At 70.6% G+C, this 25,222-nt stretch carries 31 protein-coding genes; 19 read left to right on the top strand and 12 right to left on the bottom strand.

What is annotated here, in order from left to right:
* Positions 1-127: 127 nt before the first annotated feature.
* Positions 128-409 carry a helix-turn-helix transcriptional regulator gene (locus tag DLJ49_RS18650; protein WP_233489256.1) on the bottom strand — a complete coding sequence of 94 codons (282 nt, stop codon included), beginning with the start codon at positions 407-409 and terminating at the stop codon, positions 128-130.
* A gap of 55 nt (positions 410-464) precedes the next feature.
* On the opposite strand from DLJ49_RS18650, the gene DLJ49_RS22220 reads away from it, so the two are divergent.
* From DLJ49_RS22220 to phnE (DLJ49_RS18630), 5 genes are all read left to right on the top strand, one after another.
* Complete coding sequence (locus DLJ49_RS22220; protein WP_233489252.1) at positions 465-797, top strand: hypothetical protein; 333 nt, start codon at positions 465-467, stop codon at positions 795-797.
* A gap of 237 nt (positions 798-1,034) precedes the next feature.
* Positions 1,035-1,991, top strand: a complete 957-nt coding sequence (phnD, locus tag DLJ49_RS18645; RefSeq protein ID WP_233489249.1) for a phosphate/phosphite/phosphonate ABC transporter substrate-binding protein — start codon at positions 1,035-1,037, stop codon at positions 1,989-1,991.
* Positions 1,992-2,060: 69 nt separating this feature from the next.
* Entirely contained in the window at positions 2,061-2,882 is an 822-nt protein-coding gene (gene phnC, locus DLJ49_RS18640) for a phosphonate ABC transporter ATP-binding protein (RefSeq protein WP_115395041.1), read from the top strand.
* On the top strand, positions 2,879-3,685 hold the full coding sequence (gene phnE / locus DLJ49_RS18635) for a phosphonate ABC transporter, permease protein PhnE (protein ID WP_115395040.1): 807 nt from the start codon (positions 2,879-2,881) through the stop codon (positions 3,683-3,685). Before phnC ends, phnE (DLJ49_RS18635) begins: the two co-directional genes overlap by 4 nt.
* Positions 3,682-4,494 (top strand): phosphonate ABC transporter, permease protein PhnE, encoded by an 813-nt coding sequence (gene phnE / locus DLJ49_RS18630; protein ID WP_115395039.1) that lies wholly within the window; start codon positions 3,682-3,684, stop codon positions 4,492-4,494. The genes phnE (DLJ49_RS18635) and phnE (DLJ49_RS18630) overlap by 4 nt, the downstream gene beginning before the upstream one ends.
* A 375-nt stretch (positions 4,495-4,869) precedes the next feature.
* On the opposite strand, the gene DLJ49_RS18625 is transcribed toward phnE (DLJ49_RS18630), so the two are convergent.
* A complete protein-coding gene (locus DLJ49_RS18625) occupies positions 4,870-5,787 on the bottom strand; it encodes a hydrogen peroxide-inducible genes activator (RefSeq protein ID WP_115395038.1) in 918 nt (305 codons plus the stop codon).
* A 114-nt stretch (positions 5,788-5,901) separates the two neighbouring features.
* Here DLJ49_RS18625 and DLJ49_RS18620 point away from each other — a divergent pair, with 114 nt between their 5' ends.
* The 13 genes from DLJ49_RS18620 (at position 5,902) to DLJ49_RS22560 (ending at position 15,521) form a co-directional block, all read left to right on the top strand.
* The gene (locus DLJ49_RS18620) at positions 5,902-6,570 is read left to right on the top strand and encodes a peroxiredoxin (RefSeq protein ID WP_115395037.1); all 669 of its coding nucleotides are present in this window, start codon (positions 5,902-5,904) and stop codon (positions 6,568-6,570) included.
* 257 nt (positions 6,571-6,827) lie between these two features.
* Positions 6,828-7,046, top strand: coding sequence for a hypothetical protein (locus tag DLJ49_RS18615; RefSeq protein ID WP_115395036.1), 219 nt, complete (start codon positions 6,828-6,830; stop codon positions 7,044-7,046).
* A gap of 108 nt (positions 7,047-7,154) precedes the next feature.
* Positions 7,155-8,567 carry a cytochrome ubiquinol oxidase subunit I gene (locus DLJ49_RS18610; protein ID WP_115395035.1) on the top strand — a complete coding sequence of 471 codons (1,413 nt, stop codon included), beginning with the start codon at positions 7,155-7,157 and terminating at the stop codon, positions 8,565-8,567.
* A gap of 12 nt (positions 8,568-8,579) precedes the next feature.
* Positions 8,580-9,581, top strand: coding sequence for a cytochrome d ubiquinol oxidase subunit II (cydB, locus tag DLJ49_RS18605; RefSeq protein WP_115395034.1), 1,002 nt, complete (start codon positions 8,580-8,582; stop codon positions 9,579-9,581).
* Entirely contained in the window at positions 9,581-9,688 is a 108-nt protein-coding gene (locus DLJ49_RS18600; protein ID WP_115395033.1) for a DUF2474 family protein, read from the top strand. The genes cydB and DLJ49_RS18600 overlap by 1 nt, the downstream gene beginning before the upstream one ends.
* 39 nt (positions 9,689-9,727) lie before the next feature.
* Positions 9,728-10,123 carry a protein tyrosine phosphatase family protein gene (locus tag DLJ49_RS18595; protein ID WP_115395032.1) on the top strand — a complete coding sequence of 132 codons (396 nt, stop codon included), beginning with the start codon at positions 9,728-9,730 and terminating at the stop codon, positions 10,121-10,123.
* 153 nt (positions 10,124-10,276) lie between these two features.
* Positions 10,277-10,864 carry a rhodanese-like domain-containing protein gene (locus DLJ49_RS18590; RefSeq protein ID WP_115395031.1) on the top strand — a complete coding sequence of 196 codons (588 nt, stop codon included), beginning with the start codon at positions 10,277-10,279 and terminating at the stop codon, positions 10,862-10,864.
* A gap of 102 nt (positions 10,865-10,966) precedes the next feature.
* A complete protein-coding gene (locus tag DLJ49_RS18585) occupies positions 10,967-11,710 on the top strand; it encodes a ZIP family metal transporter (RefSeq protein WP_115395030.1) in 744 nt (247 codons plus the stop codon).
* Positions 11,711-11,883: 173 nt separating this feature from the next.
* Positions 11,884-12,219, top strand: coding sequence for a transposase (locus tag DLJ49_RS18580; protein ID WP_115395029.1), 336 nt, complete (start codon positions 11,884-11,886; stop codon positions 12,217-12,219).
* On the top strand, positions 12,168-12,863 hold the full coding sequence (locus tag DLJ49_RS18575) for an IS3 family transposase (protein ID WP_115395028.1): 696 nt from the start codon (positions 12,168-12,170) through the stop codon (positions 12,861-12,863). Before DLJ49_RS18580 ends, DLJ49_RS18575 begins: the two co-directional genes overlap by 52 nt.
* Before the next feature lie 60 nt (positions 12,864-12,923).
* On the top strand, positions 12,924-14,108 hold the full coding sequence (locus tag DLJ49_RS18570) for a serine hydrolase domain-containing protein (RefSeq protein ID WP_115395027.1): 1,185 nt from the start codon (positions 12,924-12,926) through the stop codon (positions 14,106-14,108).
* 117 nt (positions 14,109-14,225) lie between these two features.
* A complete protein-coding gene (locus tag DLJ49_RS18565; protein ID WP_115395026.1) occupies positions 14,226-15,065 on the top strand; it encodes a DUF6544 family protein in 840 nt (279 codons plus the stop codon).
* A gap of 192 nt (positions 15,066-15,257) precedes the next feature.
* A complete protein-coding gene (locus DLJ49_RS22560) occupies positions 15,258-15,521 on the top strand; it encodes a hypothetical protein (protein WP_158547509.1) in 264 nt (87 codons plus the stop codon).
* An 8-nt stretch (positions 15,522-15,529) separates the two neighbouring features.
* On the opposite strand, the gene DLJ49_RS18560 is transcribed toward DLJ49_RS22560, so the two are convergent.
* The 10 genes from DLJ49_RS18560 to DLJ49_RS18515 form a co-directional block, all read right to left on the bottom strand.
* On the bottom strand, positions 15,530-16,552 hold the full coding sequence (locus DLJ49_RS18560) for an alpha/beta fold hydrolase (RefSeq protein WP_158547508.1): 1,023 nt from the start codon (positions 16,550-16,552) through the stop codon (positions 15,530-15,532).
* Positions 16,549-17,940: a serine hydrolase domain-containing protein gene (locus tag DLJ49_RS18555; RefSeq protein ID WP_115395025.1), complete on the bottom strand. Its 1,392-nt coding sequence runs from the start codon at positions 17,938-17,940 to the stop codon at positions 16,549-16,551. The genes DLJ49_RS18560 and DLJ49_RS18555 overlap by 4 nt, the downstream gene beginning before the upstream one ends.
* An 11-nt stretch (positions 17,941-17,951) precedes the next feature.
* Complete coding sequence (locus DLJ49_RS18550; RefSeq protein ID WP_115395045.1) at positions 17,952-18,962, bottom strand: medium chain dehydrogenase/reductase family protein; 1,011 nt, start codon at positions 18,960-18,962, stop codon at positions 17,952-17,954.
* 22 nt (positions 18,963-18,984) lie between these two features.
* Complete coding sequence (locus DLJ49_RS18545; RefSeq protein ID WP_115395024.1) at positions 18,985-19,941, bottom strand: alpha/beta fold hydrolase; 957 nt, start codon at positions 19,939-19,941, stop codon at positions 18,985-18,987.
* Entirely contained in the window at positions 19,938-21,122 is a 1,185-nt protein-coding gene (locus DLJ49_RS18540; RefSeq protein ID WP_115395023.1) for a serine hydrolase domain-containing protein, read from the bottom strand. The genes DLJ49_RS18545 and DLJ49_RS18540 overlap by 4 nt, the downstream gene beginning before the upstream one ends.
* Positions 21,123-21,126: 4 nt before the next feature.
* Positions 21,127-21,981 (bottom strand): CPBP family intramembrane glutamic endopeptidase, encoded by an 855-nt coding sequence (locus tag DLJ49_RS18535; protein ID WP_115395022.1) that lies wholly within the window; start codon positions 21,979-21,981, stop codon positions 21,127-21,129.
* Between the two features lie 72 nt (positions 21,982-22,053).
* Positions 22,054-22,506: a metallophosphoesterase family protein gene (locus DLJ49_RS18530; RefSeq protein WP_115395044.1), complete on the bottom strand. Its 453-nt coding sequence runs from the start codon at positions 22,504-22,506 to the stop codon at positions 22,054-22,056.
* Positions 22,507-22,527: 21 nt separating this feature from the next.
* The gene (locus DLJ49_RS18525; RefSeq protein ID WP_147277345.1) at positions 22,528-23,145 is read right to left on the bottom strand and encodes an alpha/beta fold hydrolase; all 618 of its coding nucleotides are present in this window, start codon (positions 23,143-23,145) and stop codon (positions 22,528-22,530) included.
* Positions 23,049-23,615, bottom strand: a complete 567-nt coding sequence (locus DLJ49_RS18520; protein ID WP_115395020.1) for an alpha/beta fold hydrolase — start codon at positions 23,613-23,615, stop codon at positions 23,049-23,051. The genes DLJ49_RS18525 and DLJ49_RS18520 overlap by 97 nt, the downstream gene beginning before the upstream one ends.
* Before the next feature lie 464 nt (positions 23,616-24,079).
* Positions 24,080-24,937, bottom strand: coding sequence for an NAD-dependent epimerase/dehydratase family protein (locus DLJ49_RS18515; RefSeq protein WP_115395019.1), 858 nt, complete (start codon positions 24,935-24,937; stop codon positions 24,080-24,082).
* A gap of 92 nt (positions 24,938-25,029) precedes the next feature.
* On the opposite strand from DLJ49_RS18515, the gene DLJ49_RS18510 reads away from it, so the two are divergent.
* Positions 25,030-25,222: helix-turn-helix domain-containing protein (locus DLJ49_RS18510; RefSeq protein WP_147277344.1), on the top strand; the 193-nt coding region annotated here is incomplete at its 3' end.

The raw sequence follows: 25,222 nt of genomic DNA, 5'->3' as shown, positions 1-25,222 counted from the left end.
AGATCCACATAGCTGAACAGCGACCCGCTCGCCTCGTCTGTCCCGCGCATGACCGCCCCCCTCGTGACCCGGAAAGGGTGAATCATGTCCTCAAACCCGTGTCGAGGCGGCCTTTTTCAGCGGCCTGCTAAGGACAGATCGCACCTGCTGACACCGCCCTGGCGATGACCTGTTCACGCGTACGCGCCCGGAGCTTGGTGGGCGCCCGGACGATGTGCATGTCCACCGTCGCGCGATGCAGCCCGAGCCGCTCGGCGATCCGATCATTCCGGTGCCCCTGCCCCAGCAGTTCGAGGCATTGCACCTCCCGCGGGCTCAGGGGCTGCGGCAGCGGCGGCGGCTCCGCCATGGCCAGGTAGGCGGCGCAGAGGCGGGCCACGAGCGTCATCCGCTCGACGTTCTCCGCCATGTGGTCCGTCCAGCGATCCACGGCGACGTCGCTGCCCAGCGACAGGATGCCAACCTTGGTGCGACCGATCGGGACCGACGGGGTCACCGGAAAGGTGGTGACCGGAACGGCGGTGCTGCTGGCCACCCTGTCCAACCCCGAGGCCTCGTGCTTCCTGACCTCGATGCACGTCGGAACGCTGGTGCCCCGGCCGGGGCCCGGCGACATCGTGATCGCGGCGCTCGCATTCGCCGGCCTCGGTCTGCCCTGCCTGATGCTCGGGTCGCCGGGAGGCGCGCAGCTGCGACGGGTCATCCGGACACCTGCGGCGGGCCGAATGACGGCGATCGCGCTCGGCTGCACGATCCTGGCCAGCGTTTCGATGCTGTTCTTGTCCCCTGTCTCGTGACCTCTTATCCGCTCACCACTGCGAACGGCGTCGAGATTTGACGCCCCATCGGCCCCGATTGGTGCCTCCTACGGGCGCAGCAGTTTAAACATCCCGGTCGAGGTCAATTCCGGCCCACCCGATCTGTCCACCCCGCGGGGCGCTCTCCACCGGAAATGCCGAATGTGTCATCCGAGTGTCATACTCGGAAAGTACCGCGCGACCATCAACCGACGACAGATGAGGGAAATGGCGACCATGACCACCACGAGATTTCTTCTGACCGCGACGGCTGCCGCACTGATCGCGGCGCCCGCGGCCCATGCCGAGTTCATGCTGGGCGACCGTTACGTCGACAACGATGGCGACCTCGTCGCCGACATCCCCGAGGACGAGTCGGAGTGGGTCGACCCCGACACGCTCATCTTCGCCTACACGCCCGTGGAGGATCCGGCCGTGTATGCCGAGGTCTGGGCGGGCTTTCTCGATCACCTGTCCGAGGTGACCGGCAAGGACGTGCAATTCTTCCCGGTGCAGTCCAACGCTGCCCAGATCGAGGCGATGCGCGCCGGGCGCCTGCACGTCGCGGGCTTCAACACCGGCTCCAACCCGCTCGCCGTGGCCTGCGCCGGCTTCCGCCCCTTCGCGATGATGGCCGCCGAGGACGGCTCGTTCGGCTATGAGATGGAGATCATCACCTATCCGGGCTCCGGCATCGAGGAGGTCGAGGACCTGCGCGGCCAGACGCTGGCCTTCACCTCCGAGACATCGAACTCCGGGTTCAAGGCGCCCTCGGCCATCCTGATGGCCGAGTTCGGCATGGTGGCCGGCGAGGATTTCGAGGCGACCTTCTCGGGGGCGCATGACAACTCGATCCTCGGCGTGGCCAACCAGGACTACATCGCCGCCTCGATCGCCAACTCGGTCAAGGGCCGGATGATCGACCGAGAGGTCGTCAGCGAGGACCAGCTCGAGGTGATCTACCAGTCGCAGACCTTCCCGACGACGGGCTACGGCACGGTCTACAACCTGACGCCCGAGCTGCAGGACAGCATCCGCGAGGCGTTCTTCAGCTTCGACTGGGAGGGCACCGCGCTCGCCGAGGAGTTCGGCCGCAACGGCGAGGACCAGTTCATCGAGATCTCCTTCGCCGAGGACTGGGCCGTCATCCGGACCATCGACGAGGCGAACGGCGTCACGTACGACTGCAACTGATCCGGACACCCGTCCGGGTCGGGCTGGCGGGCGGCCTCTGCCGCCCGCCTTGCCGTGCGAGGAGACCCGATGCTCAGACTCGAAGGCCTGTCCAAGACCTATGCCACCGGCGACCCTGCGCTGAGCGACGTCTCGCTGGTCGTGCCCGAGGGACAGATCATGGGGCTGATCGGCCCGTCGGGGGCGGGCAAGTCGACGCTGATCCGCTGCATCAACCGGCTGGTCGAGCCGACCGCGGGGCGCGTCCTGCTCGGCGAGACCGACCTTGCGCGCCTCGGCAAGGCCGAGCTGCGCCGGCAGCGGCGGCGCATCGGCATGATCTTCCAGGAATACGCGCTGGTCGAGCGGCTGACGGTGATGGAGAACGTGCTCTCGGGCCGGCTCGGCTACGTGCCGTTCTGGCGCAGCTTCCTGCGCCGCTACCCGGCGGCCGACGTCCAGTCGGCCTACCGGCTGCTCGACCGCGTCGGGCTGATGGACAAGGCCGACAACCGCGCCGACGCGCTGTCGGGCGGGCAGCGCCAGCGCGTCGGCATCGCGCGCGCGCTGGCGCAGGAGCCCGAGCTTCTGCTCGTCGACGAGCCGACCGCGAGCCTCGATCCCAAGACCTCGCGGCAGATCATGCGCCTGATCACCGAGATCTGCGCCGAGCGGGGCCTGCCGGCCATCGTCAACATCCATGACGTGCCGTTGGCGCAGCAGTTCATGCAGCGGATCGTGGGCCTGCGCGAGGGGAGGGTGGTGTTCGACGGCCCGCCCTCGGAGCTGACCGAGGCGGCGCTGACGACGATCTACGGCGCCGAGGACTGGAACGCGATGCGCCAGGGCGATGCCGAGCAGGCCGAGGCCGAGGCCGACTCGCGGCGCCGCATGGAGGCGATCGCGCGGTGACGGCGAGCGCCTATCCCACGACCTGGCGGCGCCCGCCGCAGATCATAAAGAGCGCGCGCTGGCGCTACGCGGTCCAGTTCGGCATCGCGATCTATCTCGCGCTGGCCATCGGCACGATCGAGGTTGACTGGGCGCGCGTCGCCGCCGGGCTCGAGCGCGGACAGCGCTTCGTGATGGGCTTCCTGCAGCCCGATTTCGTCAGCCGCTGGGGCGACATCTCGCGCGGGCTGATCGAGAGCCTGACGATGACGCTCACCTCGACGGTCGTCGGCGTGATCATCTCGGTGCCCGTGGGCATCGGCGCGGCCCGTAATCTCGTGCCGCGCGCGGTCTACCTCGTCTGCCGCGGCATCATCGCCGTCAGCCGGGCGTTGCAGGAGATCATCATCGCGATCTTCCTTGTCGCGATGTTCGGCTTCGGGCCTTTTGCCGGTTTCCTGACGCTGTCCTTCGCCACGATCGGCTTCCTCGCCAAGCTGCTCGCGGACGATATCGAGGAGATCGAGCCGGGCCAGGTCGAGGCGGTGCGCGCCACAGGCGCCTCGTGGTGGCAGGTCGTCAACTACGCGGTGCAGCCGCAGGTGATGCCCCGGCTGATCGGCCTGTCGCTCTACCGTCTGGACATCAATTTCCGCGAGAGCGCGGTGATCGGCATCGTCGGCGCCGGCGGCATCGGCGCGACGCTGAACACCGCCATCGACCGCTACGAATACGACAGCGCCGGCGCCATCCTTCTGCTGATCATCGGGATCGTGATGATCGCCGAATACGGCTCCAGCTATCTGCGGAAGTTCCTGCAATGAGCACACCCGGGCATTACAGCGAGGTCTGGCGCCATCGCACCCCCCGCGCCCGTCTGCTGCTCTGGGTCGGGTGGGTGGCGCTCGTGGCGCTGTTCGTCTGGTGCTGGGAGCTGATGACGGCGAACACCATCTGGGTGTTCGTGACCGATGCGCCGCGCCAGGCTGCGGATATTGGCCGGCGGATGATGCCGCCCGAATGGGGCTATCTGCCGGAACTGATGGTGCCGCTCTGGGACACGATCAACATCGCCACGCTCGGCACGCTGGGCGGCGTCGCCATGGCCGTGCCGGTGGCGTTCCTCGCCGCGCGCAACACCACGCCCTCGGCGATGGTCCTGCGCCCCATCGCGCTCTTCATCATCGTCGCGTCGCGCTCGATCAACTCGCTGATCTGGGCGCTTCTGCTCGTGGCGATCATCGGGCCGGGCCTGCTGGCCGGCATCGTGGCGATCGCGCTGCGCTCCATCGGCTTCGTCGGCAAGCTCCTCTACGAGGCCATCGAGGAGACCGATCCCCGGCAGGTCGAGGCGATCGAGGCCACCGGCGCCGGCAGCATGCAGGTTCTCACCTACGGGATCGTGCCGCAGGTCATGCCGGCCTTCTGGGGCATCTCGGTCTTCCGCTGGGACATCAACATCCGCGAGAGCACGATCCTCGGTCTCGTCGGGGCCGGGGGCATCGGCCTCAAGCTGAACGCATCGATCAACACGCTGTCGTGGGACGAGGTGGCGGTGATCCTGCTGCTGATACTCGGCACCGTCGTCGTCAGCGAGTGGGTGTCGGCGCGGATGCGTCACGCGATCATATAATGCCGGGGGCCAGAATGGCGGGCTGCTGAAGGGCGCGCTGCCCGACGTGCCCGCCGAAGCGAGGCCAGGCAGCCGGCGGGAGATGGTGAACTCGGTCTGTGACCGCGTCAGGCTAACGGTATCTGCCTTATTCGACCTCCCCCGGCGCGGTGAGGCGAAGGGCTGGGCAGTGTCCCAGTACATGGTGTGGGAGGCCGCGCGCGGACCCGACTCCTTTTTTTGGGGTAATCACGCGATCCCCACCGCCGCCGACCCGGCCCCGTGCAGGGAGCGCTTTGCGTCGCGTTTTCAGAGGCTTGGACCGAGACTGACAGGGGCCACCCTTCAAAGCCGATCCACAGCGGACACATTATCGAAGTCCACGGCGCCGCTCACTCAGTGCGCGGCAGGCCCGGTGCGCAGGCTCGAGCGCGTGTCGCGGAAGATGTCCGCGATCTGCCGGAACAAGGCGGCCTGTGCAGTGCTCTGGCGCCAGACGAGGACGACCCGGCGCGGTGTCGCCCCGGCCAGTCTCGACAGGTGGAGTTCGTGGCCCTTGGTGAGCCCGGCATCCGTCGCGACACCCGGTAGCAGCGTGACCCCGATGCCTTCCTCCACCATCGAAACGAGAGTGGGCAGGCTGGTCGCAGAGAAGCTCTTGTCTTCCTGCAGGGCGAGGCCCGGCACGCTGGACAAGGCATGCTGTTGCAGGCAGTGGCCGCGTTCCAGGAGCAGCAATTCGCGGCCCGCGAGGTCCTCGCCCTCGACCGTCTCGAGATTCGCGAGCGGATGCCCGCGCGGGGCCGCGAGGCTGTAGCCGTCCTCGAACAGCAATTCCGTCTCGATCTGCGACGGCAGGTCGTGCGGCAGGGCGATCAGGGCGAGGTCGAGTCGTCCCTCCACCAGTCCCGAGACGAGCGTGTCCGTCAGCTCTTCGCGCAGGTAGATCTGGACGCCCGGCATCTTCTCCCGAATGCGCGGCAGGGCGGGGGGCAGCAGGTAGGGACCGACGGTCGGAATGGCGCCGAGGCGCAGCCGGGTCACGCCCGCCTGCGAAGCCTTCTTCGCGACGTCCTCGAAGTCCTTCACGCGGGCGAGGATGTCGCGCGCCCGGGCGGCGAGGTCGGTGCCCTCCGGCGTCATCAGGACGGAATGGGTGGTGCGTTCGGCGACCTTCACGCCAAGCCGCGCCTCCAGCTCCTTCAGCCCGGAAGACAGCGTGGACTGCGTGACGTTGGAGAGCTCCGCCGCACGGGAGAAGTTCTGCGTGTCGGACAGCGCCACGAGAAAGCGCAGCTGACGGAGCGTGGTCATGGCAGGCCTCGTTATCGAACTTTTCGATAGCCGGAAAAGATATATTCCATTTCCACAATAATGCCAGTGTCCCTACCTCTGCCTCCACACAGACATGGACCGAGGAGACCTGCCATGAACGCCCACGCACAGACCAACACCGAGGCCACACCGGTCGCCGGGCCGCCGCGGATCAACGAGCCCGCGCCGGACTTTGACACGCTCACCACCGACGGCCGCAAGCAGCTTTCCGACTACCGCGGCAAGTGGCTGATCCTGTTCTCGCACCCGGCCGATTTCACGCCGGTCTGCACGACCGAGTTCACGGCCTTCGCCCGCCGCGCCGAGGACTTCGCCGCGCTGGATACCCAACTGCTCGGCCTGTCGATCGACAGCCACTACGCGCACATCGCGTGGATACGCTCGATCAAGGAGAGCTTCGGCGTCGACATTCCCTTTCCCATCATCGCCGATCTCGACATGAAGGTGGCGCAGGCCTACGGCATGATCCAGCCCGGCGCGTCCGACACGCAGGCGGTGCGCGCGACCTTCGTGATCGACCCCGAGGGCGTGCTGCGGGCGATGGTCTACTACCCGATGACGAACGGCCGGTCCGTCGACGAGTTCTACCGCCTCGTGCAGGCGTTGCAGACCTCCGACGCGCACAAGGTGGCCACGCCCGAGAACTGGGTGCCGGGACAGGATGTCATCGTGCCGACCCCGCAGACGGCCGAGGCAGCCGAGGCGCGCCTGTCCGAAGGCTACGACACCAAGGACTGGTATTTCTCGACCCGCGCGCTCTGAGCCGGGCGTATCCGCCCGGATCCGATCCCGGGTGGTCGCAGGGCCGGGCCATCACACCGACGATAGTGACAAACACCGCGGCGCGGCCGGTGCCCCCGCCCCCGCCGCGGCGCGAAAGGAGCGCGCCGTGACCAAGCCGAACATCAAAGGCTTCCGGGACGAGCCGACCTGCAACTGGAAATGCGTCTTCCTCGACCCGGCGACCATGAAGGATGCCATCGTCGACCAGCGCGCCCGAGGGCCGCAAGGCGGCTTGCATGACCGCGGTGGCCGAGCACAAGGCGTCGAACAGCCATCTCAAACATCCGCCGCCCGAGGACGGCTACCGACAGGTGTGCGACGCCCGCGACACCACGCTGCCTGGGCTCATGCTGGCCGCATTGCAGATCAACATCCGGGGCGGGCGCGCGCCGGCGGCCGAGGATAACGGCCAGTCGTATCTGAAGATCCCGCTGGACCATTTCGACCGCCGCTGACGGCGGGCGCCCCGGGCCGGCCGGGCAGACGTCCGGCTTCCCGCGATCATTCCGGCAGCCGCCGTCCTTTTGCGCCGAGGCGGGCGGAGCCGAACAGGAGGCACCACGATGCTGGACGCAGTCTCGGCCGAAACGCTGGCGCGGATACAGTTCGCGTTCACCGTTTCGTTCCACATCATCTTTCCGGCCTTCTCCATCGGGTTGGCCAGCTACCTCGCGGTCCTCAACGCGCAATGGCTGCGCACGCGCGACCGCACCTACCTGACGCTGTTCGACTACTGGAAGAAGATCTTCGCCGTCGCCTTCGGGATGGGCGTCGTCTCGGGCATCGTGATGTCCTACCAGTTCGGAACGAACTGGTCGGTCTTCTCCGATCGCGCCGGGCCCGTCGTCGGCCCGCTGATGGCCTACGAGGTGCTGTCCGCCTTCTTCCTCGAGGCCGGGTTCCTCGGCATCATGCTGTTCGGGCGCGAGAAGGTCGGCGAGCGGCTGCACATGTTCGCCACCGCGATGGTGGCCTTCGGCACGCTCCTGTCGGCGACCTGGATCCTCAGCGTGAACAGCTGGATGCAGACGCCCGCGGGCTATTCGATCAACGACGCCGGGCAGTTCGTGCCCGAGGACTGGTGGGCGATCGTGTTCAACCCGTCCTTCCCCTACCGGCTGATGCACATGGTGCTGGCCGCCTACCTGACGACGGCCTTCGTCGTGGCGGGCGCGGCCGGCTGGCAGATGCTGCGGGGCACCGCCACAGCGGCGACGCGCAAGATGTTCTCCATGGCGATGTGGATGGCGGTGATCGTGACGCCGCTGCAGATCTACGCCGGCGACCTGCACGGCATCAACACGCTGGAGCATCAGCCGGCCAAGGTCATGGCGATGGAGGGGCATTACGACAGCCACCCCGACGGCGCGCCGCTGATCCTGTTCGGCATCCCCAATGCCGAGGAGAAGCGCATCGACCACGCGGTGGAGATCCCCAAGCTGTCCTCGCTGATCCTCAAGCACGACCTGAACGCGCCGCTCGACGGCCTCGACACGATCCCCGACGACGACGAACCGCCGGTGGGCATCGTCTTCTGGTCCTTCCGGGTCATGGTGGCCCTCGGCTTCGCCATGCTGGGCATGGGCCTCTGGAGCCTGTGGCGCCGGCGCAAGGACACGCTGTTCGAGGGCCGCTGGTTTCATCGTGCGGCCGTGGCGATGGGCCCCTCGGGCTTCGTCGCGGTGCTGGCGGGCTGGATCACCACCGAGGTCGGCCGGCAGCCCTTCACCGTCTACGGGCTGATGCGGACGTCCGACTCGCTGTCTCCGGTCGAGGCGCCGGCCGTGGCGACGTCGCTTCTGGTCTTCATCGTCGTCTACTTCTTCGTGTTCGGCGCGGGCACGGTCTACCTGCTGCGCCTGATGGGCAAGGCGCCCGAAGACACGGGGCTCGACCCTACCGCCGAGGGCCCGCTGCGCACCGCCGGCATCACGCCCGCGCCGCAGCTCCACCCCGACGCGATCCCCGGCGAGTAAAGGAGAACCCCAATGTTCGATCTTCCGACGATCTGGGCGGCCATCATCGCCTTCGCCGTCCTGACCTACGTCATTCTCGACGGCTTCGATCTGGGCGTGGGGATCCTCTTTCCGTTCGCCCGTACCGACCGGGACCGCGACATCATGATGAACTCGGTCGCGCCGGTCTGGGACGGCAACGAGACATGGCTGGTGATGGGAGGCGGCGGCCTGTTCGCCGTCTTCCCGATGGCCTACGCCGTCATCATGCCGGCGCTCTACATGCCGATCGTCCTGATGCTGCTGGCGCTGGTGTTCCGGGGCGTGGCGTTCGAATACCGCTGGCGCGTCGTCCGCTGGCGCGGCCTGTGGGACTGGGCCTTCATCGGGGGCTCGACGGTGGCCGCGTTCTGCCAGGGCGTCGCGCTCGGCGCGCTGGTGCAGGGCATCGAGGTCGAGGGCCGCGCCTATGCGGGCGGCACCTGGGACTGGCTGACGCCGTTTTCCCTGCTCACGGGCGCGGCGCTCGTGGTTGGTTACGCCCTTCTCGGCGCGACCTGGCTGGTGATGAAGACCGAAACCGACCTGCAGGGCCTGATGCGGCGCTTCGCCTGGCCGCTGGCGGCGGGCACGCTGGGCCTGATCGGGCTGGTCAGCCTGCTGACCCCGTTTCAGGACCCGGTCTATTTCGACCGCTGGTTCGCCTTTCCGGCGGTGCTCTACTCGGTCGGGGTGCCGACGCTGCTGCTCCTCGACGCGCTGGTCCTGTTCCGGGGCCTGCGCGACGGACACGACTACACGCCGTTCCTCGCCAGTCTCGGGATTTTCGTGGTGAGCTTCATCGGCATCGGCATCAGCTTCTACCCGATGATGGTGCCGCCGGCCCTGACGATCGCCGAGGCGGCAGCGCCTGACAGCAGCCTCGCCTTCGCGCTGGTGGGCACGGTGATCCTCGTGCCGATGATCCTGGCCTACACCGCCTATGCCTACTGGGTGTTCCGCGGAAAGGTCGACCCGGATGCAGGGTATCACTGATGCAACCCGGAAAGCTCAGACGCATTGCATGGTTCGTCGGCCTCTGGCTCGCCTCCGTCACGACGCTCGCAGTCGTCGCCTACGCGATCCGTCTGGCCATCCTCTGAGGCGCTGAAACCCGAACCCGAATAGAGAGTTGCCGCCCCATGGAAGACCGCAAGCTCACCGACACGCTCGCCGTCAGCCCGCAGATCCGGCCCGAGGACATGCCCGAGATCCGCCGCCGGGGCTATCGCGCCATCGTCTGCAACCGGCCCGACGGCGAAGCGGCTGACCAGCCGTCCTTCGACGCCGTCGCCGCGGCTGCGCGTGCCGAGGGGCTCGACGTGCACTTCATGCCCGTGACCTCCGACGGAATCGACGATGCGGCCGCCCGCCGCTTCGGAGCTCTGCTCGCCGACATGCCGACGCCTGCTCTGGCCTATTGCCGGTCGGGCACGCGCTCGGCCACGCTGTGGGCCCGCAGCGCAGAAGCGACCCGCCCCGCAGGCGAGGTGCAGGCCCGGCTGCGGGTTGCGGGCTATGGTGGCCCGCGCCGCTGAGGCCGGCCCGCCCCGGCGTTCCGCGGGCAACCTCCCGGTGCGCACACGGCGCCCGCCGATTGCCGGCGAACGGCATCGAGACAAACGACCACCCAAGGGCCGGGCAGGGGCGCCTGCCGTCCCCTCCGGCCTGCCCAATCGAAAGGAACGACCATGCGGAATCATATCCTGGCCGCCGCCGCAGCCGTGGCCATGACCGGCGGGGCCACGGCTGCCCCCGCACCCGAGGATCCGGCGAAGCAGACGTCGTGGGGCCTGTATCTGACCGCCGAGGAAGCCTACGAGATGGAGACGTCGCGCCCCGACGAGGTGCTGTTCGTCGACGTCCGCGAGCCGATCGAGATCATGTTCACCGGGTTCACCGACGTCGTGGACGTGAACGTGCCGTTCCTGCTGGTCGACCCGTCGCGGATGCACGATACCAAGCCCGTGCTTGCCATGGAGCGGAACCCCGGCTTCTCGGACGAGATACTCGCCGCGTTGGAGACGCATGGCCTCGACCGGTCCGCGCCGGTGATCCTGATGTGCCGCTCGGGCGGCAGCCGCGGCGCGCCGTCGGCCGCCACGCTCGAGGGCCTGGGCCTCGAACAGGTCTACGTGGTCGTGGACGGGTTCGAAGGCACGACCGCGACCGACACTCCGAACGGGCCGCGGCGTGTCGTGGACGGCTGGAAGAATTCCGGTCTTCCATGGGGCTACGAGATCAACCCGGACAAGATCCACCTGCGGTCCTTCGATTGACCGCATGCCGGCATGGCGGACGATGACCCCGCCATGCCGCGCTCCGCACTCCCCCCGGTTCACCCGCTGTCCGAATCCCGATTTCGTCTGCAGGAGCCTCGCATGGAAACGTCCCTTCTCATCGTCATCGGCGCCGCGTTCCTGACGGCGGTCATGACCGGCGTCGGCGCGCTGCCGTTCCTGGTCGTCAAGACACTCGGGGCGCGCACCATCGGCTGGTCAAACGCCGCTGCGGCCGGGCTGATGCTGGCGGCCAGTCACAGCCTGATCGCCGAGGGCGTGGCGCTGGATGTCGGGCTCGCCCTGGTGGGGGTGCTTGCGGGTCTCGGCGCCATCGTGCTCGCCAACCGGCTGCTGGCCGACCGGGACGATGCCGAGATCGCCGACCTGCAGGGCGCCAGCGCCACCAAGGCTTTGCTGATCCTCGGGATCATGACGGCGCATTCCTTCGCCGAGGGGGTCGGCGTTGGGGTTTCTTTCGCAGGGTCCGACGGCCTCGGCGCGTTCATCACCACGGCGATCGCCTTCCACAACGTCCCCGAGGGCCTTGCCATCGCGCTGGTTCTCGTTCCGCGCGGCACACCGGTGTGGAAGGCGGCGCTGTGGGCGATCTTCACCAGCCTGCCGCAACCCCTGATGGCGGCGCCGGCATTCTGGTTCGTCGAGGTCTTCCGGCCCTTCCTGCCCGTCGGCCTGGGGCTGGCCGCCGGCGCGATGATCTGGATGGTCTTTTCCGAGCTCTTCCCCGAAGCGCAGGAGAAGGTCGACAGCAGTGCGGCCGCGACCGCCGTCACGCTGGCCTTCTCGATCATGATGGCGTTCCAGCTTCTCGTCCTGTCGCACTGACGGCCGCGCCCGTTCCAGAATGGCCGGTCACTGAAATTGCGCTCGAAGCCGTGACAACTTCGACGGTCCCGTGGAGTGCGCCCCTGCGGTTGGACAGATCGGGTAGGCCGGAATTGACCGGGGCCGGGCTTTCCAAGGAAGAAAGCCCATGCCGAGACGCCACCGCAGGCCGCTTGCGGCGCGCCGACTTCAAGCGCCAGGTCGTCGCCGAGTATCACGCCGGCGAGACCCTCTACGCCCTCGCTCGCCGCCATGACCTGTCGAGGAACCTGATCCGGATCTGGGTCGAGAAGGCCGAGGCCGACGCCCTCGACGAGGACGGCGCGGCCGCCGAGATGCTCACCGCCTATGAGGCCCGGATCGCGGCGCTCGAGCGGCTGGTCGGCCGCCAGGCGCTGGAGATCGATTTTCTAAAGGGGGCTGTGCGCTCCGGACCCTCGCGGAAAGGCGCGCCTACATCCGTGACCAGCGGCCCCGCGGCCTCTCCGTCCGGCGGGGATGCGAACTGATGGGCGTCGCGCGATCCAGCTACTATGCCGAACTCGAGGGCAAGCCCCGCGACGAGGAGATCATCGCGGAGATCCGCGCCATCACCGACGCCTTCGACGGCTACGGCTATCGCCGCGTCGGCGCTGAACTCCGTCACCGCGGCTTTGTGGTCAACGCCAAGAAGGTGCGCCGGCTGATGCGGGAGCACGACCTGAACCCTCGGCGGCGCCGGCGTTTCGTCCGGACCACCGACAGCGATCACGACGGCCCGATCCACCCGTTCGTAGCCAAGGACTTCGAGGTGCACGGTCCCGACCAGCTCTGGGTGGCGGATCTGACCTACGTCGCCATCGCCGCCGGCTTCGCCTACGTGGCGCTGATCATGGACGCCTGGTCTCGCCGCGTCGTCGGCTACGCCATCGGCCGCCGGATCGACGCGCGCCTCGCAGTCGAGGCCTTGCGCCGCGCGATCGCGCTGCGCCGGCCGCTGCCGGGGTGCGTGTTCCACTCCGATCGCGGATCCCAAGACGCCTCCGAGCTCCACCGCGACCTGCTGAAGGAGTATGGCTTCGTCGGCTCCATGAGCCGGCGTGGCAACCCCTACGACATGGAGTGCGCCCATGACCGCCAACCCTTCAGAAAGGGGGAATGTGCCGGGGATTGACGCATTGGGAAGCCTGGCCGAACATCGCCCGCGTCGCTGCGCTTTGACCCGACAGGACGCATGCCCATTCCCGCACTTGAGACTCTTTCGCCCGATGCGACGAGGCGGTTGAATGGAATGGTGACGCGGCTGGTCGGCGGCTTGGGCGTGCGGCACGCGATCCTCGCCGTCGCGCGCTCGGACGGGTCGCCGCTCTGGCTGGGCGCGACCGGCGCGGCCGACGGGGGCTGCACCCGGATGACGGCCGACACGCCGTATTTCCTGGCGAGTGTGACCAAGCTCTACATCGCCACCGGCATCCTGCGGCTCATGGAGCAGGGTCGCGTGTCGCTGGATGCCGGCATGGCGGCCTACCTTCCCCAAGAGCTGGTCCACCGGCTTCACGTGTGGCGGGGCAAGGACCAGACCGGCGAGATCACCCTGCGCCACCTGCTCGGCCACGCGGCGGGGCTGCCCGACTACCTCGTGATCCGGCCACCCGGCGGCACGTCGCTGTTCGAGGCGGCGGCCGCCGGCGCGGTGGAGCGCTGGGGCATAGGCGAGATCGCCGACCTCGTGCGGGAGCATGGGCGGCCCGACTTCCCGCCCCGGCCGTTCGACGGGCGGCGCCACACGATCCGGTATTCGGACACGAACTTCCAGTTTCTCATCGCTGTAATCGAGGCCGTGACCGGCGCCTCTCTGCAGGCCGCGTTCGACGACCTGATCTTCCGGCGCCTCGGCCTTTCCCACACCTTCCTGCCCGCTACGCCCGCGGCGGCCTCGGCCACACCCGCGCCGGCCGCGGTCTGGCTTGGAGACCGGCGCCTCGACACGCTGACGGGCGCCATGGCGTCGTTCAACGACCTGTTCGGCACCGCCGGCGACCAGCTCCGCTTCATGGCCGCGCTGGTCAGCGGCGCGGCGTTCGACGATCCCGCGACGGCGCGGCTGATGACGGCGCACTGGAACCCGCTGGCCTTTTCGCTGAACCCCCGTCCCGTGGGCCCCGGCTGGCCGATGGAATACGGGCTCGGGACGATCCGGTACCGGCTGCCCCGCCTGCTGACGCCCCTGCGCCCGATGCCGGAGCTTGTCGGCCATACCGGCGTCACGGGCTCGTGGCTGTTCCATTGCCCGGAGCTGGGCATCATCACCGCGGGAACGGTGGACCAGGCCACGGCGGCCGCGACGCCCTATCGCCTGATGCCGCGGCTTCTGGACCTGCTTCGGAGGGAGATGTCGCACGAGACCCCGTTCCGGTAGCGGGCCCGCGCGGGGCCAGTCCGGAGTGCCGGCAAGCTTCGCCGCGCCGGTGCGCTTGATCGACGTCATCGCGTCGGGGCGGCCGCCCCGACACGCTGCGCGGGAAAGGAGACGCGGGTGAGGATCGTGCAGGGACTTGCGCTGGCGCTCGTGCTGGCCGCGGCCGCACTGGCCGCTCTGCGGGCCGCCGACTGGCGGGCGCTGCGCGCGGAACGGGCGCGACTTGTGGCGCTGCAGCCCGCCGAGCCGGAGGTGTTCCGCCCCGAGATGGTCGCCAATCTGCCCGAGCCCGCGCGCCGCTATTTCGGCTACACGATCGCGCCCGGCACGCCTCTCCTGCCCGTCGCCGAGATCCGCATGGGCGGGTGCTTCAGCCTCGGCACGCGCGACGACCCGCGCACCCAGCCCATGCGGGCGCGCCAGATCCTCGCTGCGCCGGAGGGCTTCGCCTGGGCGATGCGGACCACGGGCGGCCTGCCGATCTCCGGATCCGACACGGGGCGCTGGACCCGGTTCCGCATCCTCTGGCTGGTCCCCGTGGCGCGGCTCGGGGGCGATCCTGATCACCGCCGCTCCGCCTTCGGGCGGTACGTCGCCGAGGCGGTGTTCTGGACGCCGGCGGCCCTGCTGCCGGGCCCGGGCGTGACGTGGGAGGCGGTCGGGGCGGACACGGCGCGCGTCACCGTGCGCCACGAGGGCCTCGACCAGGCTGTCGACGTTCGCGTGGACGAGGTGGGGCGGCCGGTCGAGGTGGTGTTCCAGCGCTGGAGCGACGCGAACCCCGACAAGACATACCGCCTTCAGCCCTTCGGCGGGCGGATGTCGGACTTCCGCGAGGTGGGCGGCTATCGCCTGCCGTTCCGCGTCGAGGCGGGCAACATGTACGGCACCGACGCCTATTTCGCCTTCTTCATCGCCGAAGTGGCCGACATCCGGTTTCCGGGGGCCAGGCAGTGACCGGCCTGATCCTCGCCGTGCAGGTCGCCCTGCCCCTGGCGCTGTTGGCTTGGCTCGCCCTCGCGCCCGCACCGCGCTTTCCGGCTTCGCGCCGCCGGCGGACCGGGCGATCTTCGCCCGCGCGGTCGCGCTGCTCGCCGGGATCGTCGTACTGGTCCTCGGTGTCGGCGCGGCCCGCGGCCTGCGTGGAGGATGGGGCTGGCTGGCGGGGATCGTTGCGGTGGGCTTCTTGCCAACGCCGCGGGCCACGTCGTCCTCTCGGGTCGAGCAGGGCAGCCGCTGCCCGGCGTGGTCACCGCGGCGCTGCTGACGGGGCCGGCCGCAGCGTGGCTGATTGCCGGGCGCGAACTGGGCGGGCGGGCGCGGCTCGCCGCTCTCGCCCTCGGGGGGGCGGCGATGCCCGCCGTGGCGCTGGCGGCGCTGGCGCTTGCCAAGGTAACGGACGGGCTCGGGTGACATGCGGGCTACGGTGGGGCCCGCACCGCGTCGAGGAACGCCGCCACGGTCGTGACGAAGCGCTCCGTCTCGGTCAGGAACGGCGCGTGGCCCGAGCCCTCGAACACCACGAGCCGCCTGCCCCGGGGCGCCTCGACGCTTGCGAGCCACTCCCGCACGAGGGCGAGCGGCGTGTTCCTGTCCCGCGCCCCGGCGATGACCAGCATCGGCACCGGCATGCGCGGCACCTCGGCGATCAGGTCGCGCGCGACGTAGTCGGGCCACATCGGGCCGCTGCCCCGGTTGGCCCCCTCCAGCCAGCGCGGATAGTCGGGCAGCCGGTATTCCGGCGCCGCGAGCGCCCGCGGCAGCAGCGCCGCGAGCGGCACGCCCATTCCGCCGCCATGGGCCTCGACGGCCTGCATCAGCCGCACATAGGTGCCGTGATCGCGGAACGCCTCCGCCGGCAGGCCCGCGAGCTCCGATCCGGGGGCGACCTCGCGCAGCCAGTCGCGGGCAAGGACCGCGCCGTGCAGGGTGTCCACGTGCTGGCTCACCGCGACGTACCCGGCATAGTCCTCCGGCCAGCGGGCGACGAGCCGGGCGCCCAGCATCGTGCCCCAGGAATGGCCCAGGACGACGATCGGCTGCGGGCCGACCTCCGCCCGCAGGAGCGCCGTCACCTCGCGGGCATCGGCCAGGAACCGTTTGATGCTCATCGTGGCGGGGTCGAAGCCCGGCGGGTTCGACTTGCCGGCCCCCCGCTGGTCCCAGTGGACGACGACGGCATGGCGCTCCAGCCCGGCGGTGATCCCGTGGATGGGCATCTGCGCCGCGCCCGGCCCGCCATGCAGCCACAGCAGGATCGGCGCGGTCCGGTCGGCGCCCCGGATCAGCAGCCATTGCCGCATCCCCCCGATGTCCGCCGAGACAAGGCGCGCGATCGGGGCGGGGCCGTCGCGCGCCGGGGTGCGGGCGGGCAGGCTCTTCCACGCGGCCGCGCCCGCGAGCGCGGCGAGGAGCAGCAGCCCGGCAAGAGCCAGGGGCCTCACCGCGCCCGCCTCGGGGCAAGGGCGACGCGCGCGAGGGCGAGCCCGGCGAGGCCGCAGGCACCGACGAGCCACGGCCAGAGGCCGGGCAGGATGGAGTAGAGAAAGAGGTAGTCCCGCGTCGCGGCCCAGAGCGCCCAGCCGGCCGCCGCCGCGCCCAGCCCCGCCGCGGCAAGGCGGAGGGCCGGGCCGGGCCGCCAGCCCCGAAGGGTCGCCCAGGCACACAGCGCGGCGACGGCCAGCAGGGCCGCGATGGCGGCCCGGGCGAGCGGCTCCGCCCACAGCACGCGGGACATGCCCACCGGGGCGACGCCGAGGCTGTCCGACCAGTCGCGCAGCACCTGCGCGAAGAGCGGCCAGGCGCGCTGGCTGTTGGCGAGAAGGACGATGCCCTCGCCCGCCCCGGGGACGAGGTGCATGTGGCTCATCCATCCGTGGCCTTGCCCGCCATGCCAGACCGCCGCCCGCCCGTCCGACAGGGTCTCGGTGAAATGGCCGAGGCCGTAGCCCTCTGCAGCGATCCCGAGCAGGCCCGCGACATCGGCCACCGGCCGGTGCAGCTCCGCCACTCCCACGGGCGACAGGACAGGGTTGGGCGCCCCGGCCTTGCCCGCGGCCGCGAAGCGCGCGATGTCCCCGGCCGTGGCGTGCAGCCCGCCCGAGGCGCGCGCGGGGTAGAGGTAGGGCGCGACGGGCCGCCCGCGCAGGTCGTGGCCCACGGGCATCCCGGCGCCCGGCCCGTCGAAGCGCGCGTCGTCCATCCCGAGGGGCCGCATCACCTCCCGCTCCATCCAGGCGGCGAAGTCGATCCCGGCGCAGTCCTCCATCACCAGCTCGAGCAGGGCGTAGCCGGTGTCCGAGTAGGCGAAGCGTGTGCCGGGAGGCGTCACGATCTCCGCCTCGCGGGCGATCTGGTCCGCGAGGGTGGGGCGCTGGGCCCCGGGGGCATGGCGCGCCGAATAATCCCCGAGGCCCAGCCCCGCGGTGTGCGACAGAAGCTGCCGGGGCGTGGCGGCCGAAAGGGGATCAGGCGGGTGCCATCTCGTCAGGCAGTCGCCGATCGGCGCGTCGAGGTCGAGCCGCCCCGTCTCGGCGAGGCGCATGGCGCCCCAGGCGGCGACGGGCTTGGAGAGGGACTCGGCCCGGAAGAGCGCATCGGCCGTCATCGCACGGCCCGCCTCGGGGTCGGCGTCACCGAACGCCCCGGTCCAGACGGCCTCTCCCCCCGAGATCACCACGACGACGAGGCCCGGCACCCCGTCGCGCTGCATCCGCGCCGGGACGCTTGCCGCGAGGCGCTCGCGCAGGTCGGCCTCCGCCGCCTCCGCCCGGGAGGCCCAGGCGGCCCCGGAGGCCCCGGCGAGGAGCACGGCGAGAGCGAGCCACGCCATGCCTGCCGCCCTCACGCCTCGGCGACCCGCAGCACCAGCTTGCCCCGCGCTTCGCCCGCCTCGATCCGCTCGTGGGCGCGGCGGGCCTCGGCGAGCGGCAGCACCTCGGCGACGACGGGCCTGATCCGGCCCTCGGAGAGCATCCCGAACAGGGTGGCGAGATCTTCGCGGAACCACTCGGGGTGCTTCCGGCGCATGGCGCCGATCGAATAGAACGCGGTGGCGTGGCCATTGGGCAGCCAGTCCCACAGCTTGAGCTTGACGAAGTCCATCGGGATCGAGCCGCCCTGACCCATCACCTCGCTCTGGAAGCCGAAGGCGATCAGCATCCCGCCCGGCTTCAGCGCGTGCAGCGAGCGCGACAGGCTCTCGCCGCCCAGCGGGTCGAAGGCATAGTCGACGCCTTCGCCGACCGCGTCGCGCAATGCGTCCTCGGAGGCGTCGGCGGCGATCGGCGTGGCGCCGAGCTCGCGGATCAGGTCGTGCTTGGCGGGTATGTCGGTGCCGAAGGCGGCGATCCCGGCGTCGCGCGCCAGTTGCAGCATCGCCGTGCCGACCGCGCCGCCCGCGCCGTGGATCAGCAGGCTCTCGCCCGCCCGCGCCTTCGCTACGCGGTGCAGCATCTGGTAGGGCGTCACCGCCGACAGGATCACGCCGAGCGCGTCCACGTCCGACACGCCCTCGGGCACCGGCGTCAGACGGTCTTCGGGCAGGCAGATGTACTCGGCATAGGCGCCGATGGTGGTCAGGTCCGCCACCCGGTCGCCCGGGCGAAAGCGGCTCGCCCCAGGCCCGGCGGCGTCGACGACGCCCACCATGTCGTAGCCAAGGGCGAAGGGCGGGGTGTCCTTCACGTCCGGATACATCCCCTTGCGGATCATCACGTCGGTGAAGGCGGCGCTGGTGACCAGAACGCGCACCCGCACCTCGCCCGTCCCGGGCTCGGGCAGGGCGTCGATCCGCTGCGTCTCGAGGGTTTCGGGGCCGCCGAATTCGGTGACGACGATGCGGGTCCAGCTCATGGTGTCCTCCATGGGTCGGGTGTCATGGTGCGGCAGGCCCGGCGAAGGCCACGATCTCGCGCGCGACGTCGGCGTCATGGCCGAGCCAGATGTGCCCGCCCTCGGGCCAGATCGTCAGCCGCGCGCCGGCGATCCGGTCCGCCATCAGGCGGGCGGTGGCGGCGGTGCCGAACAGGTCGTCCTCGCAACTCAGGATCAGCGTGGGAGCCGCGATGTCGGTCCATGCGGTAGGCGAGGGCGTGCCCGCGTGGTGCCCGTCGTTGCGCAGGCCCTCGGTCTTGCGGCTGATCGGCAGGAGCTGGGCGAGGATCGTCTCGGCGCGCGCCCGTTCCGCCCGGCCCACCCGGTCGAGCAGCGCGGGGTCGGTGGCGAGCAGGGTGCGGATCATCCGGCGCGGCGCGAGAGACGACAGCGCCCAGAACGCGAGGTCCGAGCCGAGCACCGCGTCGACCGCCAGCCGCTGCAGCGCGCCGAACGCCACCGGGTCGCGCCCGGTCAGGTTCGCAGCCGGCACGAGCAGCACCAGGTGCGTGCAGCGGTGGGGGTGGCGCAGGGCGAACTCCCCCGCCGTCAGCGCCCCGGCCGAGCCGCCCACGACGGCCAGGCGGCCGATGCCGAGATGGTCGAGCAGGTCTGCCAGCGCATCGGCCTGCGCGGCGGGAGAGGCATCCTCGGGGAAGGCGCTGCGCAGGTAGCCGAAGCGCGAGGGGGCGACCAGCTGGAAGCGCGCGCGCAGGCGGTGGGCGAAGAGCAGCCCCTGGTCGAAGCCGCCGCCCGTGCCGTGGATCATCATTAGCGGCGGCCCCTGCCCCGCCACGGCGTATTCCAACGGGCCCGAGCGGGTCTCGGCGAGGTGAGAGCGGAAGGCGAGGCGCGTCTTGGTCGCCGCCATCCGGGCACGGAAGGCGCCGGCGGCCCAGGCCCCGCCCGCGAGCGCGGCGGCGCCCATCCCGGCGAGGAGGGCGCGGCGCCCGATCACGGGCCCGTTCCCGCAGACGCGCCGATGGCGAGATCGGCCAGCGCCGCCTCGAGCGCCGGCACGAGATCGGTGCTGTCGTCGACCACGCCCGCGTCGGTGTTGATCTGGAACGCCACCGTGACGCCGGGCTCGGCGTAGTGGCGCAGGCTGGAGACGTAGGCCGGGATCCAGCCGCCATGCCCCCAGACGGGGCCGCGCGGGGTATCCGCGTAGATCGCCACGCCCGCGCCGTAGCGGATCTCTGGCGCGTCCTCGGCCACCGGCACGGCGTCGAGCAGCCGGTCGAGGTAGGGCGCCGCCATCGCCCCGCCGGTGAACAGCGCCTGTCCCCACCGGGCGAGGTCGGCCGAGGTCGAGGCGAGGCCGCCCCCCGTCCATTCCACGCCCGGATCCCAGACAAGCCGCCCCCCGGCATCGGCGGTCCGTTCGGGCAGGCCGAAGGGGTTGCCCGGCACGGTGTAGCCCACGGCGAGGCCGGGGATGTCCGGCCCGTCCGAGGGCAGCGTGTCGTCGAGGCCGAGCGGCGCGAGGAACCGCTCCCGCACCTCGTCGTGATAGGCGCGGCCTGTCACCTGCTCGATCACGAGGCCGAGCAGGATGTAACCAGTATCGCTGTAGGCCCAGCCATCGCCCGGCGCGAAGAGCGGCTCCCGGTCGAGGACGAAGCCCACCAGCTCCTCTGGCCCGAAGGCGGGCGCGCCTGCGGCAATGCGCGCGGCGGCGGCCTGCTGGAAGGCCGGCAGGTGGGGGTGGTCCGGCAGGCCGGAGGTGTGGCGGAGCAGCTGCCCGAGGGTGATGGCATCCCCATTGGACAGATCGCCGAACCACGGCCGGTCGCCGAGGTGGTCGGCGAGCGGGTCGGCCTGCGACAGCCGCCCCTGGCTTTCCAGCGCCAGAACGGTGGCCGCGACGAAGGTCTTGCCGATGCTCGCGGCCAGCATCCGCGCGCCCGGGGTCATCTCGCGCCCGGCCTCGATGTCGGCGAAGCCCGCCGCGGCCGTCACGAGCCGTCCGTTCGGCAGGGCGAGGGCGGCCGTCGCGCCGGGAAAGCCGTAGTCCGCGCGAAATACTTCGAGCGTCGCGCCGAGCCGGCCGGTCAGCCTGGCCGGCGCCTCCGCACTCGCCGGCGACGCGACGGCGAGGACGAGGGACGCAGCGGCGAGGAGGCGGGCCGCGCGCATCGCATCACCCGGCTGTCCGGAGGGCGGCCGCCCCGGTGCCCGGCAGGACCTCGGTCACCGCGCCGTCGCGGCTGAGCATCGTGTCCCGCATCCACCAGACGAGCGCGGCCGCGACGCCGAGGAGAATCCACGTGTCCCAGGGCTGCGCGTCGGGCCAGAACGGGTTGATCAGCTGCCAGTGGAACAGCACCGGCAGCAAGAGGCTCCCCCGTGCCGCGTTGAAGATCGGGGTGACGAGGATCGCCAGCACGACGTTGCCGACGAAGAAGGGCAGAAAGCTCCACTCGGCGAAGACGACCCCGGCGAGGAAGAAGGCCGGCAGATGCCAGATCCCCCACACCGCGCCGATCAGCGCGCCGGCCCAGAGCGGCGCCATGTGCCGCTGAAGGATCGGCTGCGCCACGCCGCGCCAGCCCAGTTCCTCGACGGGGCCGAGGAACAGCATCATGAACAGGAGCGCCACGAGCGCCCCCGCCCCCTCGGGCGGCAGCGGCGCCAGCACCGGCCCGCCCTTGATCAGCGATCCGGCGACGAAGACGAGTGGCAGCCCGACCAGGATGAACAGCCACCAGGCAGGCGGGCAGCGCCACATCAAGAGGCGCGACAGGAACGGCAGCAGGGCGCGCGGGCCCGCATGGGCCGCGACGACCGCGAGCCCGGCGATCCCCGGCGCCCAGGTGACGAGGAAGAACAGCGGATGCGCCCCGCCGATCTCGCCGAACCACCCCGCCGCGCGCTCCGGCGCCAGGATGTAGAAGCCCAGCACGCCCCAGGTGATCACGAACGTGACGAGGACGAAGGGCACGAGCGCGCGCGAGGGGATCGCGCCGTGACGCGGGGGAGACGGGGCATCGGTCATCGGGCCAGGCCTCGACCAGGTTCGAGTCGCCGCGCGTATACGCCGGGGCCGCGCCGCCCGCCGTGACGCATATCAATCCGTTCGAATGAGCTCGACGATGCGGGCCGAGGGCACGGCCTGCCCGAGATCGAGACCCCCCAGCGTCACCGGCAGAGGAAAGCGCCGCGGCCCGGCGCTGCCGGGATCGAGGGAGAGCACGCCCGACTCGGCCCCGGCCGACGGCTTGTGCGACTGGCCGGAGACGACAATGGAGACACCGCCGGGCACGCCGCCGGCGCCCAGCGCCTTGCGGTCGTGCACCATCAGGACGACGTGGCCCGACAGCTCCACGGTGACCCGCTCGGGATGGACGCGCGCCCGGTCGGCGGTATCCACGTTGCCGCGGATCGCGGTGACCGGGGCGACCTCCGCCAGCCGCTCGACGATCCCCGCACGGCCGATATCGCCCGCGTGCAGGATGTGCTCGACCCCTGCCAGCCGTTCCAGCGCCTCGGGCCGGAGCAGGCCATGGGTATCCGGGATCACGCAGACGCGCACCGGGCGGGCTCAGCGCGTGTCCGCGAGCGCGGCCGTGCCGCCGAGCACGTCCGACAGCAGGATCTGCCGCGCGCGCGCCGGCTCCTCGAAGAGCGGGCTGTGGGCAGAGTCCTCGAACAGGTAGAAGCCCTTCACCGGCGCCTCGATCGTGTTGAAATAGGCGCGGCTCAGCTCGGCGTTGGCGGTGTAGTCGTGCCGCCCGGTGAAGAAGTAGACCGGCAGCTCGAGGCGGGTGAGCCGCGCGGTCAGGTCGTCGCGCAGCAGATCCTCCCAGAAGAACGGCCGCGACCAGATCTTGCCGCGCCAGATGTTCACCTTCTCCCGCAGCGTGTAGGCGCGCACCCGCCACATGGGCACGAAGATGCCCGTGATGACAGACCGCATCTGGTGCATGTGGCCCACGCCCGCCTCGTGCATCGCCCGGTCGCGCAGCCGCATCCAGGCCTCCGATGCGCCCGCCTCCAGGCTCACCGGCGCGGCCTCGAGGCGGCGCGCCATGCGTTCGTCGCCGCGGGCGCGGAAGACATCGATCAGGTACTCCTGCGCCAACGTCTCGGACCGAAGCTGGTGGACGATCTGGGCCATCCCGACATAGGCGAGGAACCGGTCGGGCGCGGCGGCGGCCACCTGGATGCCGAGATAGGCGCCCAGGAATGCCCGAAGAGCAGGATGCGGTCCTGCCCGAACCGCGCCCGAAGGTAATCGGCGACCTCGATCGTGTCGGCGAGCATCCGCTCCATCGTCATCGTCTCGGGCGGAATGTCGGTCGAGAACGACATGCCCGCCCCGCGCTGCTCCCACCAGGCCATGGTGAAATGCTCGTGCAGGCCGGTGGGGTAGTCCCGCTCCATGAAGAACTCCACCATCCCCGGCCCCCCGTGCAGGAACAGCAGCACCGGGTTCGCCGGGTCGACCGTCTGAACGATCATCCCCTGCGGCACGCCGCCGATCTGCACCGTCACGCGCTCCGAGATGCTGCCGGGGATCAGGCGGCCCTGCGCGTCGCGCAGGGTCTCGGGGCGGCCGGGGCTGACGGCGTAAAGGGCGCCGACACCGACGAGGGCCAGGGAGAGGACAAGGAGCAAGGCGATCGTCATGGCGCGACGGGCAACGCCTCTGCCGGGACCCCGACGTCGTGCCACCCCTCTCCTCCCGCGTGAACGCCTCCCTGCCGCGCCCGGCCGAAGACACCGGCCCCAATCCGCGACACGCTACGGTATCATGACCGCCCAAGGTGCGGAACGATGACCTGCGCGGCCAGGCTTGCTGACGGTCATCATGCAGCGAAGAGATCGGCCTGATCCGCTCCGTTGTGTCGGAGCAGATCGCCGAGGGCACGCTCAAGTCCCGTGCCCGAAGCCGCCGTTCGAGGCATTCCTGGCAGAGAGCCAGGCTTGGTCTCGAGTAGACGTTGCCGTTGAGGAAGCTTCCGACGCGTTGGGCGAAGCCGCCTCGGAGCGGCGACCGGCGGGGGGCGTCGCCCGGAGCCTCGCGTCGGTGCCGATCGGGTGGAGTAGCCAGCGAGACGGCGAGACGGCGAGGGCCCGGGGAACGCGACGGCTCATGATGGGAGTGCAGAGCGCAGGACCTCCTCCAGCGGCGTGTCCCGGAAGTCTGGCAGCAGGGCCTCGAGGCGTCGCCCGGACAGGGCGTGGTCAGTCTCCCAGAGATACCGCATCTCGGCCAGTTCGCGCGCCAGTTCCCAGACCGGGCCGGCCAGGGTGAACATCCACCACGGAAACCGCTTGACGGTCAGGCCGCGCCCGGTGATCCGCTCCAGCTCGGACCTGATCTGCGCCGCCGTCAGGGTGTGCCCGGGAAAGGGCACATCCTCGAACCGCGACAGCTCGTGGCGCATCCCGGCAAGGGCGACCGCGGCGCGGCCCCAGTCCGGCAGGTAGCACATGGCCTGGCGGGTCTCCGCCGGCCCGGGAAGGGTGATCCGGCCGCGCGCGATGTCGCGCAGGTAGATCTGGGACATGATGCAGCCGTCGCGCTCGGGGTCGATGAAATTGCCCGCCCGCAGCACGATCGTCTGCACGCCGCTCCGGGCATAGACGCGCTCCATCTCCAGCCGGATCCGGCCCTTGCGGCTGACGGGGTTGGGCGGCGTGTGGTCCGACCACGTGCCGCCCCGGTCGCCGAAGTGGTAGACGTTGCCGGGCAGGATCACGGTGGCCCCGCTCTGCCGCGCCGCGTCGATCACCTGCGCGGTGATCCTCGGGATCGCCTCCGCCCAGTTGTGGTAGTTCGGCGGGTTCAGCCCGTTGACGATCACGTCGCAGCCTTGCGCCGCTTCGGCCATGTCGTCCCTGTGGCGGTCGAAGGGACGCACCTGCCATCCGGCCGCCTCGAAGGCCGTCGCGCTGTGGCGGCCGATCTTGCCCCTGCCGCCCAGGATCAGGACCGTCTGTGTCATCTCGTCCTCCTTCTGCGTGGATGGCGGCAGGATGGGCCTTGCGAAAATGAAAGGAAATTGACTGAAACCGCAGGTCGGGTATTCATGAGTGAATGGCAAGCGGATCTGCTTCCCTGGACTGGAGCCATGTGCGGGCCTTCCTCGCCGTCGCCGAGACGGGCTCGCTCAGTGCCGCGGCGCGCGCCCTCGGCCAGAGCCAGCCGACGCTGGGGCGCCACGTCAGGGCCGCCGAGGCGGCGCTCGGGGCCACTCTGTTCGTCCGCGTGCCCGGGGGGCTGCAGCTGA

The sequence above is a fragment of the Rhodovulum sp. 12E13 genome (assembly GCF_003340565.1).
Classification (GTDB): Bacteria; Pseudomonadota; Alphaproteobacteria; order Rhodobacterales; family Rhodobacteraceae; genus HLUCCA09.
This window is presented reverse-complemented; position numbering and strand designations above follow the sequence as displayed.